13 protein-coding genes are annotated in these 17542 nt (G+C 62.4%); 7 read left to right on the forward strand and 6 right to left on the reverse strand.

Translation table 11 applies throughout. From position 1 onward, the window contains the following. The first annotated feature begins 5 nt into the window (after positions 1 to 5). The 4 genes from MKZ40_RS07100 (at position 6) to MKZ40_RS07115 (ending at position 5290) form a co-directional block, all read left to right on the forward strand. The gene (locus MKZ40_RS07100; RefSeq protein WP_043334505.1) at positions 6 to 806 is read left to right on the forward strand and encodes a carbohydrate ABC transporter permease; all 801 of its coding nucleotides are present in this window, start codon (positions 6 to 8) and stop codon (positions 804 to 806) included. Between the two features lie 73 nt (positions 807 to 879). Next, positions 880 to 1152, forward strand: coding sequence for a DUF2160 domain-containing protein (locus tag MKZ40_RS07105; RefSeq protein WP_175089903.1), 273 nt, complete (start codon positions 880 to 882; stop codon positions 1150 to 1152). 143 nt (positions 1153 to 1295) lie between these two features. After that, the gene (locus MKZ40_RS07110) at positions 1296 to 3341 is read left to right on the forward strand and encodes a DUF4955 domain-containing protein (RefSeq protein WP_175089826.1); all 2046 of its coding nucleotides are present in this window, start codon (positions 1296 to 1298) and stop codon (positions 3339 to 3341) included. 206 nt (positions 3342 to 3547) lie between these two features. Beyond that, positions 3548 to 5290: an ABC transporter substrate-binding protein gene (locus tag MKZ40_RS07115; protein ID WP_175089827.1), complete on the forward strand. Its 1743-nt coding sequence runs from the start codon at positions 3548 to 3550 to the stop codon at positions 5288 to 5290. Between the two features lie 195 nt (positions 5291 to 5485). Here the strand turns inward: MKZ40_RS07115 and gcvP are convergent, their stop codons facing one another. Together gcvP and gcvH are read right to left on the reverse strand one after the other, a co-directional pair. Continuing rightward, positions 5486 to 8380, reverse strand: a complete 2895-nt coding sequence (gene gcvP, locus MKZ40_RS07120; RefSeq protein ID WP_175089828.1) for an aminomethyl-transferring glycine dehydrogenase — start codon at positions 8378 to 8380, stop codon at positions 5486 to 5488. Between the two features lie 310 nt (positions 8381 to 8690). Continuing rightward, complete coding sequence (gene gcvH, locus MKZ40_RS07125) at positions 8691 to 9083, reverse strand: glycine cleavage system protein GcvH (RefSeq protein ID WP_175089829.1); 393 nt, start codon at positions 9081 to 9083, stop codon at positions 8691 to 8693. 868 nt (positions 9084 to 9951) lie between these two features. Between gcvH and MKZ40_RS07130 the strand changes: the two genes are divergently transcribed. Next, positions 9952 to 11319: a sodium:alanine symporter family protein gene (locus MKZ40_RS07130; protein ID WP_175089830.1), complete on the forward strand. Its 1368-nt coding sequence runs from the start codon at positions 9952 to 9954 to the stop codon at positions 11317 to 11319. 228 nt (positions 11320 to 11547) lie between these two features. Next, positions 11548 to 12663, forward strand: a complete 1116-nt coding sequence (gene gcvT / locus MKZ40_RS07135; protein ID WP_282627824.1) for a glycine cleavage system aminomethyltransferase GcvT — start codon at positions 11548 to 11550, stop codon at positions 12661 to 12663. 249 nt (positions 12664 to 12912) lie between these two features. Here the strand turns inward: gcvT and MKZ40_RS07140 are convergent, their stop codons facing one another. From MKZ40_RS07140 to MKZ40_RS07150, 3 genes are all read right to left on the reverse strand, one after another. Beyond that, positions 12913 to 13119, reverse strand: coding sequence for a cold-shock protein (locus tag MKZ40_RS07140; protein ID WP_175089832.1), 207 nt, complete (start codon positions 13117 to 13119; stop codon positions 12913 to 12915). A 637-nt stretch (positions 13120 to 13756) separates the two neighbouring features. Then, positions 13757 to 14419, reverse strand: a complete 663-nt coding sequence (locus MKZ40_RS07145) for a 3-oxoacid CoA-transferase subunit B (protein ID WP_175089833.1) — start codon at positions 14417 to 14419, stop codon at positions 13757 to 13759. Between the two features lie 127 nt (positions 14420 to 14546). Further along, on the reverse strand, positions 14547 to 15248 hold the full coding sequence (locus tag MKZ40_RS07150; protein ID WP_043334485.1) for a CoA transferase subunit A: 702 nt from the start codon (positions 15246 to 15248) through the stop codon (positions 14547 to 14549). A gap of 399 nt (positions 15249 to 15647) precedes the next feature. Here MKZ40_RS07150 and MKZ40_RS07155 point away from each other — a divergent pair, with 399 nt between their 5' ends. Further along, positions 15648 to 16544: a LysR family transcriptional regulator gene (locus MKZ40_RS07155; protein WP_107335169.1), complete on the forward strand. Its 897-nt coding sequence runs from the start codon at positions 15648 to 15650 to the stop codon at positions 16542 to 16544. 108 nt (positions 16545 to 16652) lie between these two features. Here the strand turns inward: MKZ40_RS07155 and MKZ40_RS07160 are convergent, their stop codons facing one another. Then, positions 16653 to 17459, reverse strand: a complete 807-nt coding sequence (locus MKZ40_RS07160; RefSeq protein WP_175089834.1) for an alpha-ketoglutarate-dependent dioxygenase AlkB — start codon at positions 17457 to 17459, stop codon at positions 16653 to 16655. Positions 17460 to 17542: the final 83 nt, after the last annotated feature.

Raw genomic sequence — 17542 nt, forward strand, 5'->3', positions numbered from 1 at the left:
GAGTGATGACCACACGCAAGCGTCTGGTAATGACGATCTATCTGCTGTTTCTGCTGGTGCCGATCTACTGGCTGCTGATCATGTCCTTCAAGTCGAATCAGGAGATTCTCGGCGGCCTGACCCTGTGGCCCGAGAACTTCACCTTCGACAACTATCGAGTGATCTTCACTGACCCCAGCTGGTACATGGGCTATCTCAACTCGATGAGCTACGTGGTGCTCAACATGCTCATCTCGCTGGCGGTGGCGCTGCCGGCGGCCTATGCCTTCTCGCGCTATCGCTTCCTGGGCGACAAGCATCTGTTCTTCTGGCTCTTGACCAATCGCATGGCGCCGCCGGCGGTCTTCCTGCTGCCGTTCTTTCAGCTCTATTCCTCGGTGGGACTGTTCGATACCCCGCTGGCGGTGGCGCTCGCGCACTGTCTGTTCAACGTGCCGCTGGCGGTCTGGATTCTGGAGGGCTTCATGTCCGGCGTGCCCAAGGAGATCGACGAGACGGCCTATATCGACGGCTACAGCTTCCCGCGCTTCTTCCTGACGTTGTTCATTCCGATGATTCGCCCGGGAATCGGGGTGACCGCCTTCTTCTGCTTCATGTTCTCGTGGGTGGAGCTGTTGCTGGCGCGAACCCTGACCTCGACGGAGGCGAAACCGATAGCGGCGGTAATGACGCGAACGGTCTCGGCCTCGGGCATCGACTGGGGCGTGCTGGCCGCCGCCGGTGCCCTGACGCTGATTCCCGGCATACTGGTGATCTACTTCGTGCGCAACCATGTCGCCAAGGGCTTCGCCCTGGGCCGGGTATGATCGGCACCAGGTCGAGCGCCGCTGTCATTGCCGTCAGCAAGTCTCTGCTGGCGGCTCACAAGAGGACATGATGATGGAATGGATGGCCTGGACACTGCCCACGTCACTCTTCTTTGCCGGTATCGGCATCCTGCTGCTGGGCATGACCGCCTGGCAGCTCGTGACCCCGACGTTGAGTCGTCAGGGCTTTCTGCCCATCGCGACCACGCGGGGCGACAGACTGTTCATCGGCCTGCTCTCCAGTGGCTGGCTGCATCTGCTGTGGTTGGGCTTTACCGACCAGGTGTTGTGGATCATCAGCATCGTGTGTGTCGTCTGGATGCTGGTGTTGATGAAGTGGGGATGACATGCGGGGAGATGTGGAGAGGAGAGCGCTGACGACAGGCAGCGTCGCCCGGTGGCAACACGGAACTGGACAGCCTGAGGGGAGTCCCAAGCGGTTCTGACTGGCATCCGCCAGTGACATTCGCCGCTCTGGAATCTCGTTGCATGTCGTCATCTCGCTCACCGCATCGCTCGTCTGCAGATAGTGCCTCAAAAGGGGCCTTGAATGGCGATTCTCCCTCGCCGGGCCGCAAGAACCGCCGTCGACTCTGGACGGGCGTGACAGGGCTGAGCATTGCCTGCGTTGTCGTCCTCGGTTGGTGGGCCGGTACACCGCTCGCCACCTTGGACGCCACGACGCCTGATCAGCAGGTCGGGAATGGCGAAACGGAAGATGCAGGGCAATCAACATTGTGGCAGCAGTATCAGCTCCAGTGGCAGGCCAATCAGACCCGCCCAGCCGAGGCGCGCAAGCCACTGCCACTGCCTGATGTTTCCCGCGCCGGCTACCATCAGGGCGAGGCACTGCCGGCACTTGCGCTTGAGCCACATGATGCTGGTGAAGCGCCAGGAAAGGGCGAGGCAGAAAAGGTCACGCCAGACGAGAGCGAAAAAGGCGCGCTGCGCCGATTCGATGTCACGGCCTACGGCGCGGATGGCAGTGACACCCTGAGTGATCGCCGCGCCATTCTCAAGGCGCATGCCGCCATGCGTGACTGGCAGCGCCAGGGCAGTGATGACGCCGACCGCCCCGCGCGCCGCGGCGTGCTGTATTTCCCGGCGGGGGAGTACGTGGTGTATGGGGCGGCCGAACGCGACTGGTTTTACGCCCGCCTGGTGGCACTGAAAGCCGCGGTGGCGGACTCAGAACGCCAGCAGGCGCTGCGCGAGGCACTGCTCAAGATGCAGGGTTTGAGTCTGGCAGGCAGTCACTGGACCTTGATGGGCGCGGGCAGTGATGTCACGCACCTCAGGCAGACCCGGCCGATGCTGCCGTTGCACGCCAGCTGGTACTGGAGCACTCCCTGGCTGCTCCATCTGGGCAATCTGGCCGAGGGTGGCAAGCAGGAAGCATGGCAAGCCGTCACGCCGACGAGTCACCGGCAGCCGGCGGATACGCAGGACACGATCACGCTGGCGGATGAGACGGATGAATCAGATGACGCAGCGCTCGCGCCAGGCGATGAGGTGCTGCTTGAGAGCATCGACAAGCGGCCTGAGGCAGTGGCCCGTGCCCTGGCGCCCTATCAGATGGAAAAGGACGCCAGCACCGGCGAGTCACGCTGGTTGATCGAGCGTGATGGAGTGTTCAAGCGGGCGCGCTACCGCGTGGTGGCACGTGACGGCCACCGCCTCACGCTCTCGCTGCCGGTGGTGCATGAGCGCTTTCCCGGTGAGCAGTGGCGCATCGCTCGTCTGCACCCGGCGCGGGAAGTCGGGGTGCAGGGCATCACGCTCAAGGGCAACTGGCGTGGGCACTTCAAGCATCACCGCAGCGCCGAGGATGACAGCGGCTTCGGCCTTCTGGACCTGGATGGCATCACGGATGGCTGGGTGCGTGACGTACGGCTCGACAGTTTCAATCAGGGGGTGAAGGTGCGCCACAGCTCACAGCTGACACTCGAAGACGTGACGATGACCGGCAAGCCCGGGCATATCGCGATGACGATCAGTGACAGCAATCAGGTACTGGCTCGCCAGGTAGTCGACCAAAGTCATGCCTGGCATGCACCGGGAGTGGCCCGCTACGCGACCCATAACGTCTACCTTGAACTGGAGCACGCCGGTGACAGTGGTATCGAACTGCATGGTCAGCAATCGCGCGACAACGTGTTCGATCAAAAGCGCGGTGGTCATGTGCGCGACCGTTGGGGCGCCAGTGTCGGCCATCAGCCCAATCATCTGCGCGGGCTGGTGCTGTGGAATCCGGTCAATACCGGCAAGCCACATGCTGCCTGGCCCTTCATGCGCGCCGATTCTCATTTCGGCAAGGTGATCATGCCGACGGTCGTCGGGGCGACCGGGCATGCGCTGGGCATCGCCAATCGTCATGACTATGCCCGGGTGATGAATGCCAAGGGCGTGACCGAGTATGACCCCTTGCCGCCGATGGATGCCTTGCAGGCACGCGTCGAGTCACCGGGCGAGGCCGTGAAGCCTGCCTCGCTCTACCGCGCCCAACGCGAGCTGTTGCATGAGACGCAAGAGTGATAGCCAGCCGCTCGGCCCATCGAGCAGCAGGGCCGCAGTGCAACGAGGACAACAGAGCAGCAGCCAACGACAGCAGATTGGAACGGCAGGAGGACGAGCAGCACCGAGAGCAAGCAAGGCGGCGAATCGCGCCGCGCGACACGTGATTGACGGAAGTGGTTGTTGGAAGACGCGACACAACAATAACGCCAATGAAGGGACATCCCATGAGTCAGCACATCATTCGACCCGCACGCCTGCGTTACGCCATCGCCTTCGCCACGGCGGCGGGGCTCGCCGGCCTCTCCAGCCAGGCCACGGCCGATCAGTATCAGGATGCGGCAAGGAAGTGGATCGATCAGGAGTTCTCACCCTCCACGCTGAGCAAGGACGAGCAGATGTCCGAACTCGAGTGGTTCATCAAGGCCGCTGAACCGCTGCGCGGCATGGAAATCAAGGTGGCCTCGGAAACCCTGACCACCCATGAATATGAGTCAAAGGTGCTGGCCAAGGCCTTCAGCGAGATCACCGGCATCAAGCTGACCCACGACTTGATTCAGGAAGGCGACGTCATCGAGAAACTGCAGACCCAGATGCAATCCGGGCGTAATATCTACGATGGCTACGTCAATGATTCCGACTTGATCGGCACGCACTTCCGCTATGGCAAGGTCGTGCCGATCAGCGACATGATGGAAGGCGACGGCAAGGCCTTCACCTCGCCGACGCTGGATCTGGACGACTTCATCGGGCTGGATTTCACCACCGGCCCGGATGACAAGCTCTATCAGCTGCCGGACCAGCAGTTCGCCAACCTTTACTGGTTCCGTGCCGACTGGTTCGAGCGCGAAGACCTGAAGAAGCAGTTCAAGGACAAGTACGGCTACGAGCTGGGGGTGCCGGTCAACTGGTCGGCCTATGAGGACATCGCCGATTTCTTCACCAATGACGTCAAGGAAATCGACGGTGAGCGCGTCTACGGCCACATGGATTACGGCAAGAAGGACCCGTCACTCGGCTGGCGCTTCACCGATGCCTGGTTCTCCATGGCGGGTGCCGGCGACAAGGGCCTGCCCAATGGCCTGCCGGTGGACGAGTGGGGCATTCGTGTCGAGGAATGTCAGCCGGTGGGCTCCTCGGTGACACGTGGCGGCGCGGCCAACGGCCCGGCGGCCGTCTATGCCACCACCAAGTATGTCGACTGGCTGGGCAAGTACGCACCGCCGGAAGCCCAGGGCATGACCTTCTCCGAGTCCGGTCCGGTGCCGTCCCAGGGCAACATCGCCCAGCAGATCTTCTGGTACACCGCCTTTACCGCCGACATGACGCGGGATGGCCTGCCGGTGGTCAACGACGATGGCACCCCGAAGTGGCGCATGGCGCCGTCGCCGCATGGCCCGTACTGGGAAGAGGGCATGAAGCTTGGCTATCAGGACGTGGGCGCCTGGACCTTCTTCGATTCCACGCCGGAGAAGAATCGTCACGCGGCCTGGCTGTACGCGCAGTTCGTCACTGCCAAGACCGTCTCGCTCAAGAAGACCCTGGAAGGGCTGACGCCGATCCGCGAGTCGGATATCCAGTCCCAGGCGATGACCGATGCCGCGCCGAAGCTGGGCGGTCTGGTCGAGTTCTATCGCAGCCCGGCGCGAGTGCAGTGGTCGCCGACCGGGACCAACGTGCCGGACTATCCCAAGCTTGCTCAGCTGTGGTGGCAGTACATCTCCCAGGCCGCCAGTGGCGAAGCCACGCCACAGGAAGCCCTCGATGGCCTGGCCAAGGCACAGGACCGCATTCTCGAGCGTCTCGAGCGCGCCAAGGTGATGGACAACTGTGGTCCGAAGCTCAACGAGGAGCGTGATGCGGAGTACTGGTTCGCCCAGCCGGGTGCGCCGAAGGCCAAGCTGGACAACGAGAAGCCCAAGGGCGAGACCATCGCCTACGACGAGCTGCTCAAGAGCTGGAAGGAGTAAACGCGACTGGCGCGACACTGCGCCTTCGAGCAGTCTCGTGAAAGACAGCAGCAACGACAACGCCCCTGCCGGTTTCCCGGCAGGGGCGTTCTTGTGCCAGAGCGATCAGCGACAGCGTTTCATCACTGCCTCATGGCTGGCTTGCCGTTACGGCCTTCCATTACCGCTCTCAGTCACGGCCCTCAATCGCCGCTCTCAATCACGGTAGAGATCGATGCTCGGGCAGGAGCAGATCAACTGACGATCGCCGTGCACGTTGTCGACCCGGTTGACCGCCGGCCACTGCTTGGCGGCCTTGACGTGCTCGCTGGGGAAGGCGCCGATCTCGCGGGAGTAGCTGCGCGTCCACTCGGCGTCCATCAGGTCGGCCTGGGTGTGCGGCGCGTGCACCAGCGGGTTGTCTTCCAGTGTCCACTCGCCTTGCTCGACACGGGCGATCTCGGCGCGGATCGCGATCAGCGCCTCACAGAAACGGTCGATCTCGTAGAGCGACTCGGACTCGGTGGGCTCGACCATCAGGGTGCCCGCCACCGGGAACGACATGGTCGGCGCGTGGAAGCCGTAGTCGATCAGACGCTTGGCGATGTCCTCCTCGCTGATGCCGGAAGCGGCCTTCAGCGGGCGGATATCGATGATGCACTCATGCGCCACGGTGCCGTTCTTGCCGCGGTAGAGCACCGGATAGTGCCCATCGAGACGCGTGGCGATGTAGTTGGCGTTGAGGATCGCAAGCTCGGTGGCTTCACGCAGCCCCTGCGCGCCCATCATCTTGATGTAGGCCCATGAGATCGGCAGGATCGCCGCGGAACCGAAGGCGGCGGCCGAGACGGCGGTGCACTCCGGTTTCACGCCTTCCAGCGGGGTGACCACGTGGTTGGAGACGAACGGCGCCAGGTGGGCCTTGATGCCGATCGGGCCCATGCCCGGGCCACCGCCACCGTGGGGAATGCAGAAGGTCTTGTGCAGGTTGAGGTGCGAGACATCGCCGCCGAAGTCCCCCGGGCGGCAGATGCCGACCTGGGCGTTCATGTTGGCACCGTCGATGTAGACCTGGCCGCCGTGGTCGTGAACGACCTGACAGGCTTCGCGCACGGTTTCCTCGAACACGCCGTGGGTGGACGGGTAGGTGATCATGATCGCGGACAGCTTGTCGCTGTGCTGCTCGGCCTTGGCACGCAGGTCTTTGATGTCGATGTTGCCGTTGGCGTCACACTCGACCACCACCACCTTCATCGCGGCCATTGCGGCCGAAGCCGGGTTGGTGCCGTGAGCGGAGCTTGGGATCAGGCAGATATCGCGTGCGCCTTCGCCGATGGAGGCCTGGTAGCGACGGATCGCGACCAGCCCAGCGTATTCCCCCTGCGCGCCGGAATTCGGCTGCATGGAAATGGCGTCGTAGCCGGTGATCTCGACCAGGAAGGCCGCCAGCTCATCGATCATCTGCTTGTAACCGACCACCTGATCCGACGGTGCGAAGGGGTGGACGTTGGCGAATTCGGGCCAGGTGACCGGGATCATCTCGGTGGTGGCGTTCAGCTTCATGGTGCAGCTGCCCAGCGGGATCATCGCGTGGGTCAGCGACAGGTCCTTGTTCTCCAGACGCTTCAGATAGCGCAGCATCTCGGTTTCCGAGTGGTAGCGGCTGAAGGTCGGGTGAGTCAGGAAGTCGCTGTCACGCTGGCAGGCCGCCGGAATCGCGCTTGCGCCCTTGGCCAGCAGGTCCTGGTCCAGCGCGGCGACGGACAGGCCGTGCTCTTCGCCGAGCAGCACGTCGAACAGCACGCCGACGTCAGCGGCGGTGGTGGTCTCGTCGAGGTTGATGGTGATGCGGCCGTCGCCATGGTGGCGCAGGTTGATCTCGTGGGTCAGTTCGCGACCGTGGATCTTGCCCTCATCCACGCCGGTCACGGTGATGGCGTCAAACCAGCTGTCGTGGGCCAGTGCCATGCCGCAACGGCTGACGCCCTCGGCGAGAATGCTGGTCAGGCGATGCACGCGGGTAGCGATGCGCTTGAGGCCCTCGGCACCGTGATAGACGGCGTAGAAGCCGGCGATGTTGGCCAGCAGCGCCTGGGCGGTACAGATGTTGGAAGTCGCCTTCTCGCGGCGGATGTGCTGCTCGCGAGTCTGCATCGCCATGCGCAGTGCCGGGTTGCCGCGTGAGTCCTTGGAGACGCCGATGATACGGCCCGGGATGGAGCGCTTGAGCTTGTCGGTGGTGGCGAAGAAGGCCGCGTGCGGGCCGCCGAAGCCCATCGGCACGCCGAAACGCTGGGAGGTACCGACGACGATATCGGCACCGAGGCTGCCCGGCGACTTGAGCAGCACCAGGCTCAGCAGGTCGGCGGCCACCACGGTCATCGCGCCATTGGCGCGCGCGGCGTCCAGCAGCGGCGCGAGGTCTCGCACCTGGCCGGTGTTGCCCGGGTACTGGAAGAGGGCGCCGAAGATGTCGTGCTCGCCGACGTTCTCTGCGGCATCGATGACCAGCTCGAAGCCGAAGTAGTCGGCGCGGGTGCGCATGACGTCCAGGGTCTGCGGCAGGACATCATCGGCGATGAAGAAGCGCTTGCTCTTGCTCTTCTTGTTGCCGCGCTGACACAGCGCCATGGCCTCTGCAGCGGCGGTGGCTTCGTCCAGCAGGCTGGCGTTGGCCAGCTCCATGCCGGTCAGGTCCATCACTGCCTGCTGGAAGTTGAGCAGTCCTTCGAGACGGCCCTGGGCAATTTCCGGCTGATACGGCGTGTAGGCGGTGTACCAGCCCGGATTTTCCAGCACGTTGCGCTGGATGACTGCCGGCAGGTGGGTGTTGTGGTAACCCTGGCCGATATAGGTCTTGAACACCTTGTTCTGACGCGCGAGGCGCTTCAGGTAGTCCAGTGCTTCGGATTCCGTGCGTGGCCCTTCGAGATCCAGCTCACGGCCCAGACGAATGGCGGTGGGCACCGTGCGGTCGATGAGCGTGGCGATGCTCTCTTCGCCCAGCGTCGCCAACATGCGCGTCACATTGGCATCGGTCGGCCCATTGTGGCGGGAGATGAAATCGTCGTGTCCGGCCAACTGGGCCAGGGTAAGCGTCTCGTGAGCCATGCAAGAAATCCTGTGCTGCAACGGGGACTGCAGAGGGCAGTCCGCGGGAGGAACATCACCGTGCCAGCGAGGAGGCTGCGGGCAGGGCGTCGGGAATCATGGGGGCATCGACATCACTGCCGAGCATGCTGCAGTTGCTTCACTCCCCGCGCGACCTGCAAGGGCGGTCGTGTCAGGGGTGTCGTGCCATCGAAACGGGGTAGCGCAATCACGAAGGTGGCTGTGCGCGAGTGTGACTTATGCGAGCACGGATACTCGCTGAAACCTCCTGCCCTGAGTGACTGCGGCCTGGACAGGAGGTTGACGGCGATCAGGCTTCGCTTTCGACCAGCTGAGAATAGGCATCAGCGTCGAGCAGCTTTTCGAGTTCGGCGCTGTCAGCGACCTTCATCTTCAGAATCCAGGCATCGTCATAGGGGCTCTCGTTGACGGATTCCGGCGCGTCTTCGAGGCTCTCGTTGACGGCGATGACTTCACCGGCCAGCGGTGCGTACAGATCGGAGGCCGCCTTGACGGACTCGATGACCCCGAACTCTTCTTCCAGTGCCAGCTCACGGCCGACTTCCGGCAGTTCGACGAAGACGACATCGCCAAGCGCCTCCTGGGCGTGGTCGGTGATCCCGATGGTCACGGTGCCATCGCCGTTGTCCTGAACCCACTCGTGACTCTCGGTGTACTTCAGCGTGGCGGGAATATTGCTCATGAGTGTTTTCCTATGTGAAAAGATTTTCTGATTCAGGGAATCGGTACGTCATTATGCCCCAAGGTCCCAGCGTGTGGCAGTGGCAGACTGCCGCGTGATGCTACGACTTTGGGCGTGTGCTGCTGACGGCCGTCCCTCTATCGTGGTCTGTCACTCCTCGGGCGTCCAGTGTCTTGCGTGGTTCACTCATGAAGCCCGCCATCATGGGCCTGCCTGGCCCATTGCTATGCATCGTTGGCCGGGCCGCCCGGCGCCTTGCCAGTGCGCCGTGACACCTCGTGAGAGGTTGAGTACCTCGCAGCAGTGCGGGAGATGGATCGCGCCAGTGGGCGAGGATGTCCGGGTCACTGTTGCGAGGCGCTCAAACTCGCGTTATGGTGCCGACAGTTTCTTATCGGAAACTTGTTTCCATGTTGTGTCGTGAAGACTCGGCTGTCAATGCCTGATGCGTTCAAGCAAAGCGAACCTGATGAGAGCGCTGGAGACGCTGAACGAGGTTCCCCTGAGCGTGACCGCGCCGGGCATGCGGCTCTGCATCTAGCTCGTCATTCGGTTCGGTTTGTTGTGAGACCTTTTTCGACAGTCTCGAGATCACCGGGCGAAGGATCTGCTGCCAGAAGACACGATGAGGCGATGAAACATGCGAGTTGGCGCAGTCTCATCGTACTTTTTACGCAATGATTGCCTCACCTGCCAGCGTAAAGCCCTGTTAGGCTAGTGAAGTGAGATAGCTTCCGCTAATGTGAGCTGTCCCAACGGTGAAAATGCCGTGGGAGGCTCGTCGCGGGTCGATCACCCACCTGGGGATGGCACCGCCACGAGTCACTGCGCATCGTGTGATAACAACAATTCAGCGGAGGAAATCTGCGTGGAAATGATCAGTTCCGTCTTTAGTGCCATCAATGGCGTCGTCTGGGGCCCATTGATGCTGATCCTGCTGCTCGGGGTCGGCTTCTATCTTCAGGCAGGCCTAAAGGGCATGCCGATCCGCAAGTTGGGTACCGGCTTCAAGCTGTTGTGGAATGGTCGTGCGCCGGGCAAGGATGGCGACGGCGAGATTTCTCCTTTCAATGCCCTGATGACGTCGCTGTCGGCGACCATCGGTACCGGCAACATCGCGGGCGTGGCAACCGCCATCGCGCTGGGTGGCCCGGGGGCGATCTTCTGGATGTGGATCACCGCGCTGGTCGGCATGGCGACCAAGTACGCCGAGGCCGTGTGTGCCGTGCGTTATCGTGAAGTTGATGACACCGGCAACCATGTCGGTGGCCCGATGTACTACATCCGCAACGGTCTGGGTGCCAAGTGGGGCTGGCTGGGCGGTGCCTTCGCCTTCTTCGGTTGCTTCGCGGCCTTCGGTATCGGCAACACCGTGCAGTCCAACTCGGTCGCGGATGCGCTGGAAACATCCTTCGCCATTCCGCACTGGGTCTCCGGTGTGGTGATGATGGTGCTGGCTGGCGCCGTGATTCTCGGTGGCATCAAGCGCATCTCCAGCGTGGCCGGCAAGCTGGTGCCGTTCATGGCCATCGCCTACTTCCTGGCCGGCATCATCATCCTGGTGATCAACGCCGACCAGATCGGTCATGCCTTCGGCCTCATCTTCACCTATGCCTTCAATCCGGTCGCGGCTACCGGCGGCTTTGCCGGGGCAGCAGTGATGGCCGCCATCCGCTTCGGTGTGGCGCGCGGTATCTTCTCCAATGAAGCGGGTCTGGGCAGTGCGCCCATCGCCCACGCGGCGGCGCAGACCAAGAACCCGGTACGCCAGGGTCTGGTCGCGATGCTGGGGACCTTCATCGACACCATCATCATCTGCACCATCACGGCGCTGGCGATCATCACCTCTGGCCTGTGGTCTTCCGGGGAGACCGGCGCGGCCCTGACCTCGATGTCCTTCGATCAGGCGCTGCCGGGTGTGGGCAACCACCTGGTGGCCATCGCGCTGGCGGTCTTCGCCTTCACCACCATCCTTGGCTGGTCCTTCTATGGTGAGAAGTGCTTCCAGTACCTGTTCGGTACGCGTGCCATCATGCTGTATCGCATCGTGTTCGTGATCGCGATTCCGTTGGGTGCGATGGCCAAGCTCGACCTGATCTGGCTGATGGCGGACACCTTCAATGCGTTGATGGCGATCCCGAACCTGATCGGCCTGGCGCTGCTGTCGCCGGTGGTCTTCAAGCTGACGCGTGATTATTTTGATGGCAAGGAAGTGCTGGCTGGCGAAGATCGCTGAACGACGCTGATGACTCGCCTGGCCCTACCGTGCCACTGACTGCCTTGTGCATCGCCCGGGCCACCTGATCTGGGCGGTGCAGGCGCAGGGCGCCCTGTTCAAGTCGACGGTGCTCTTGTGAGCAGTGTCCATGACAACAAGCCTCCAGAGAGCGTGTGCCGTTCGTGTGCCATCTCTGAGAGTCATCGCAAGCCAACCAGGAGAATGACGATGTCCGATTCCGCCGCAGTGACGGGTCTCAAGCAGACCGCCCTTCATGACCTGCATGTCGAGCAGGGGGCCAGGATGGTCGAGTTCGCCGGCTATTCCATGCCCGTGCAGTACCCGCTTGGCGTCAAGAAGGAGCATGAACACACGCGCGCCAAGGCAGGGCTGTTCGATGTCTCGCACATGGGGCAGTTGATCCTGCGGGGCGAGAATGTGCAGGCGGCGCTGGAGGCATTGGTGCCGACGGATATCATCGACCTGCCGGTGGGCATGCAGCGCTATGGCCTGCTGACCTCCGACACCGGCGGTATCCTGGACGACCTGATGATCGTCAATGGCGGTGAACACCTCTACGTGGTGGTGAACGCTGCCTGCAAGGATCAGGACATCGCACATCTGCGGGTAGGACTGCCGATGGATATCGAGCTTGAGGTGCTGGAAGATCGGGCGCTGCTCGCACTGCAGGGGCCGATGGCTCATGCGGTGATGCAGCGTCTGTCGCCCGAGGCCTGCGAGCTGACCTTCATGCATCATGCCCATGTCACCATCGAGGGTATCGAGTGTTGGGTCAGTCGCAGTGGCTACACCGGCGAGGATGGCTTCGAGATCTCCGTGCCCGATGCCGACGCAGTGCGCTTCGCGCGGCTGTTGCTGGCGATGGAAGAGGTGGAGTTCATCGGGCTTGGCGCGCGGGATTCACTGCGTCTCGAGGCGGGGCTGTGCCTGTACGGTCACGATCTCGATACCACCACCTCACCGGTGGAAGGCAGCCTGACCTGGGCGTTGGGCAAGGTGCGTCGTCAGGGTGGCGAGCGTGAAGGCGGCTTCCCGGGGGCCGATGTCATCCTGACCCAGATCGCCAACAAGGATCACACCCGCAAGCGGGTAGGGCTGGTCGCGCACGGGCGTGCGCCTATCCGCGAAGGGGCTGAGCTCTATGATGCCCAGGACAATCGTATCGGTGTGGTGACCTCCGGCAGCTTCGGGCCGACCTATGGCAAGCCGGTGGCGATGGGCTATGTGAGCATCGCTCACAGCGCACTCGAGACCGAAGTGTTTGCCGATGTGCGTGGCAAGCGCCTGCCGATGACGGTGACGAAGATGCCGTTCGTCGAGCAGCGCTACTATCGGGGTTGAGCACGCCGTGGCCAGATGAGACACAGTCAGCGGAATTGCCAACGAGGCGTGACGATCACCCGCTGCTGGACGCACTTTGACCAGACATGAAAAAGGGACTGCCCAGGCAGTCCCTTTTTCATGTCTGGCAGACGGGCATGTGGGAGGGGGCGATGCCCCGCGCCGTGCGCGAACGCCAGACGCAGAAAAGCCCGCCGAAGCGGGCTTTTCTGTCGGAGGAGGGGTTAGCCTCTTCCAGCCAGATCATGATCAGTCAACGATCTTGATGTTGGCGGCCTGGAGGCCTTTCTTGCCCTGGGTGACGTCGAAGGAAACCTTCTGACCGTCTTGCAGAGACTTGAAGCCTTCAGCCTGGATTTCGGAGAAGTGTGCGAACAGGTCGTCACCGTTGTCGTCCGGAGAAATGAAGCCGAAACCTTTGGTGTCGTTGAACCACTTGACTGTGCCAGTTGCCATGATCGTAATTCCTTACTGATGATATTGCCGGGAGTTACCCGATAAACGTGGGTAAAACAAGGAGGATATACACCAGGTACCGAAGTGCTTCGATCACGACTGACGATATTCGACTTGCTAACCAACGAGAGCAATACTGCGCTGCTCGGGCGGCAAGGTCAAATGAAATATCAAAAACTTATCCTTTTGCCTAATGATCGTGTGCAGAATTCGCCCGCAAATCCGTGCCAATAGTGCTGAGAATTTCGCCACATCAAGGGCGGGGAGCTCGCTTGTTTTTTTATCCCGTTATCTTGGTATGAGCGATGACGCCTGTAGGAAAAAGACCATGGTGCGGCTTTGCCTGTGCAGGAGCTTGAATGGCGCAAAGCCCCGTACGACGGGCGATAGACACAAAAAAGCCGGCAGCGATGGCAGCGCTGCCGGCGGATGGCGTCGAAGCCATCAAGGCTCTCGGAGAGAGGATGTGATGCGCCCATCACATCATGAGAGATTTTCCTCAAAAGGGTCGGCAAAAATCCGTGGGATGCCGGGGCCGTGATTCGTCACCCTCGAGCGCAATTGTTTCGTGAGTCAAAAGTGGCTCGAAGGCCAAAGGCGGCGCGAGGGTGGCCAGTGGTCGGAGGCAGAAAGTGCCTCAGGCATCCAGCTGCATTTCCGGCACGTGTTCCGGGACGACCAGCTTGCCTGCGGTCAGACGCTTGATTTCCTCGACGCTCACGCCTGGCGCGCGCTCCAGCAGGTGGAAGGCACCATCCTTGATCTCGAGGAAGGCGAGGTCCGTCAGCACGCGACGGATGCAGCCGGCACCGGTCAGCGGCAGTTCGCACTGGCTGAGCAGCTTGGATTCGCCGTGCTTGGAGGCGTGGGTCATGGTGCAGATGATGTTCTCGGCACCGGCGACCAGGTCCATGGCGCCGCCCATGCCCTTGACCAGCTTGCCCGGAATCATCCAGCTGGCGATGTTGCCGTTCACATCCACCTCGAAGGCGCCGAGCACCGTGAGATCGACGTGGCCGCCACGGATCATGGCGAAGGATTCGGCCGAATCGAAGATGGCGGCGCCATCGATGGCGGTCACGGTTTCCTTGCCGGCATTGATCATGTCGGCGTCGACTTCGTCTTCATAGGGGTAGCGGCCCATGCCGAGCAGGCCATTTTCGGACTGCAGCATCACCTCGATACCGTCGGGGATATAGTTGGCCACCAGTGTCGGGATGCCGATCCCCAGATTGACGTAGGAGCCGTCCTGGATTTCCTGAGCCACTCGCTGGGCCATCTGTTCGCGTGTCAAAGCCATGATTGTTTCCTTGTCTTGGGTGCCATCAGCCATGAGGCACTGTGCCGTGTCGTGAAGGCGGTCGAGAAAGTTCGCCGTGAGGGTTGTCGCCCTGATGGCGGCGATTCATGCCGGCGGAGCCCTGGGCTCAACGCGAGCGGACGGTGCGTTTCTCGATGCGCTTCTCGAAGTTGCCCTTGATGACGCGATCCACATAGATGCCGGGCGTGTGGATGTCGGCGGGGTCCAGTTCCCCCGGCTCGACCAGCTCTTCGACTTCGACCACGGTGATCTTGCCGGCGGTGGCGGCCAGCGGATTGAAGTTGCGCGCGGTATGGCGGTAGACGACGTTGCCGTAGCGGTCCGCCTTCCAGGCCTTGACGATGGCGAAGTCGCCCTTGATGGACTCTTCCAGAATGTAGGGGCGGCCATCGAACTCGCGCACTTCCTTGCCTTCGCCGATCGGTGTGCCGTAACCGGTGGCGGTGAAGAAGGCGGGGATACCGGCGCCGGCAGCACGCATCTTCTCGGCCAGCGTGCCCTGGGGGGTGAGGATCACTTCCAGATCGCCGTCGAGCAGCTGCTTCTCGAACAGCGCATTCTCGCCGACGTAGGAGGCGATCATGGTCTTGATCTGACGGTCTTCCAGCAGGATGCCGAGCCCGAAGCCATCGACGCCGCAGTTGTTGGATACCACGGTGAGGTCCTTGGCGCCGAGGCGCTTGATCTCTGCAATCAGGTTCTCCGGGATACCACACAGGCCGAAGCCACCGGCGATTACCGTCATGCCATCTTCGAGGCCTGCCATGGCCTCCGCGTAGCTGGTCACCACCTTGTTGAATCCTGCCATGCGAATCTCCTTGAGTATCCAAGCTGTTGTTGTCGGGATGTCTTCATCATTGCCGACAATCCTGAGTCTGTATATATTTAATAAGTTTGTTTTTTCTATCCATTGATCAGTTTTTGATAAGAATTGATCTGCTGTTTATCGAGCCTGCTCGCGAGGAAAAAGTCCGCCAAACCCCATGATGGCGGGGCTGACGCGGTAGCGGGGCGGAATGGCCTGAACTGTGCGGGCAGTCATGTGAGAGCTTCGTGGCTGTCATCTATGACCAATGGCCTAGATGCCCTGCGAGCGCCTGACCTGCGAGCGCCTGCCCTGCGAGCGACAGACGACGAACTGCGCCGCATCACTTCTTGTGACATCTCTTGTGACATCTCTTGAAACAACCCCGGGACAGGACACGACATGACTCTGAAACAGCTGAAGGCCTTCGTGGCCGTGGCGCGCACGTTGTCCTTCGCCGAGGCGGGCACGCTGGTACATCTCTCGCAGCCGGCCCTGTCGTTGGCGGTCAAGAATCTGGAGGAGTCGCTGGGCGGGCGCCTGTTTCAGCGCTCGACCCGACAGGTCAGCCTGACGCCGGAAGGGCGCGCCTTCTTCCCGCTGGCCAGGCGTCTGCTGTCGGACTGGGAGCATGCCGAGGATGAGATGCGCCAGCGCTTCAGTCTCGGGCGCGGCCGCGTGGCCCTGGCCGCGATGCCGACCTTTGCCGGCAATCTGCTGCCCGGGGTACTGGCCGATTTTCGCCGCCAATATCCGGAGATCACCATCGAAGTGAATGACGTCATCGCCGAAGAGGTGGTCGAGCGGGTCACCGATGGTCGCGTCGAGCTGGGGATCTGCTTCGACCCCGGCGTGCGGCAGGACCTGGTATTCGAGCTGCTGTTCGAGGACCGCTATGTGGCGATCATTCCCCCCGGCCATGCCTTGCTGGCAGAGGCGCCGACCTCCATCGAGTGGTCACGGCTGCTCAAGGAAGACTTCATCACGCTGCAGCGGCCCTCGGGGGTGCGTCGCATGCTCGAGAAACGCCTCGAGGATGCGGGCATGGCGCTGCATGTCGCCTTCGAGACTCACCAGCTGGTCACCTGCGGGCGCATGGTGGCGGAAGGCCTGGGCGTCAGCGCGGTGCCGGCGATGAGCGCGGCGCAGATGAGTGCGCTGGGCTGTCAGTGCCTGCCGCTGACAGGCCCCGAGATTCAGCAGCGGGTCGGGGTGATCCGTCGCGGCCGCCATGAGCTGTCGGTGGCGGTACAGGCGATGCTGGAGACCCTGCGCGCGCGTTATCCGTCGGCGGAATGAATGTGGGGTGGCAAAGTGAAGCAGAGAGAAGAAACAAGAGAGAGGGCGATAGAGCAGGGAGAGAGCAAGTAAGAGGGCCACGAGAAGAGAGCAACAAGAAAGATGACCTCAGCGCGAGGGCGTCAGCAACTGGCGATAGGTCAGGCTGATGCGCAGCCCCTCGAGCTTGCGCGGCGGCAGCGCATGATGGAGGCGGTCCTGACAGCCACGGCCCATCACCAGCAGCGAGCCGTGCGGCAACCACAGATTGAACGCCGGCGTGTCGGCATAGGGGCTGCGCGGATGGCCCTTGAAGCGCAGGGGGCGCTCTCGTCCCAGCGAGATGGCGAGCACGATCGGGCGAGTGCCCAGCTCCGGCTCGTTGTCGCTGTGCCAGCCCATGCGGTCGGCGCCATCGGCGTAGCGATTGGCCAGCAGGCTGTTGAAATGCTCCGGGATCACGGGCTCGCTGCGTCCCAGGTCATCGCGTTGCGGGCTCAGCTCGTGATTGATGGCATGACGCGACAGCTCGCCCAGCTGCCAGGCGGTCATGTGCCAGGGGTTGGGTTCGAACAGACTGCCGGAGTAGCGATAGCGGGCGCCGACATCGCCCATCCACACCTGACGGCGTGGAATCGGGTGCGTCTTGCCATGCACGCTCAGACTGGGGCGCTGCCAGTCGAGATCGCCCTCCAGCGTGACGAGGGCCTGATCGGCCTGCAGCGGCGTCAGGGCGCGCGGCTTGAGATACAGCGGATGCAGGGGGTGGCGGTACCAGCCGTGCGCGAGGGTAAGCCAGTCCTCGGGCAGCTCGCGCGGGCGAGCTGCCAGGACCGAGCCATGCGCCGCCTGGCGCGCAGCCCCATCAGTTGCGGGCGTCGAATCAGAGGTCGAGAGGGCGGCGAAGAGATCATCGCCAGCAGAAGGAGTCGTCATGCGGCGAGAGTGCCAGAGCCGCGTCAGGTTGGGCAAGTGGCTCTCGATTCGCGCCGACCCCGGGCTGACGCATGCCTCGCGAG

It is taken from the genome of Cobetia sp. BMC6, assembly GCF_029991385.1.
Classification (GTDB): Bacteria; Pseudomonadota; Gammaproteobacteria; order Pseudomonadales; family Halomonadaceae; genus Cobetia.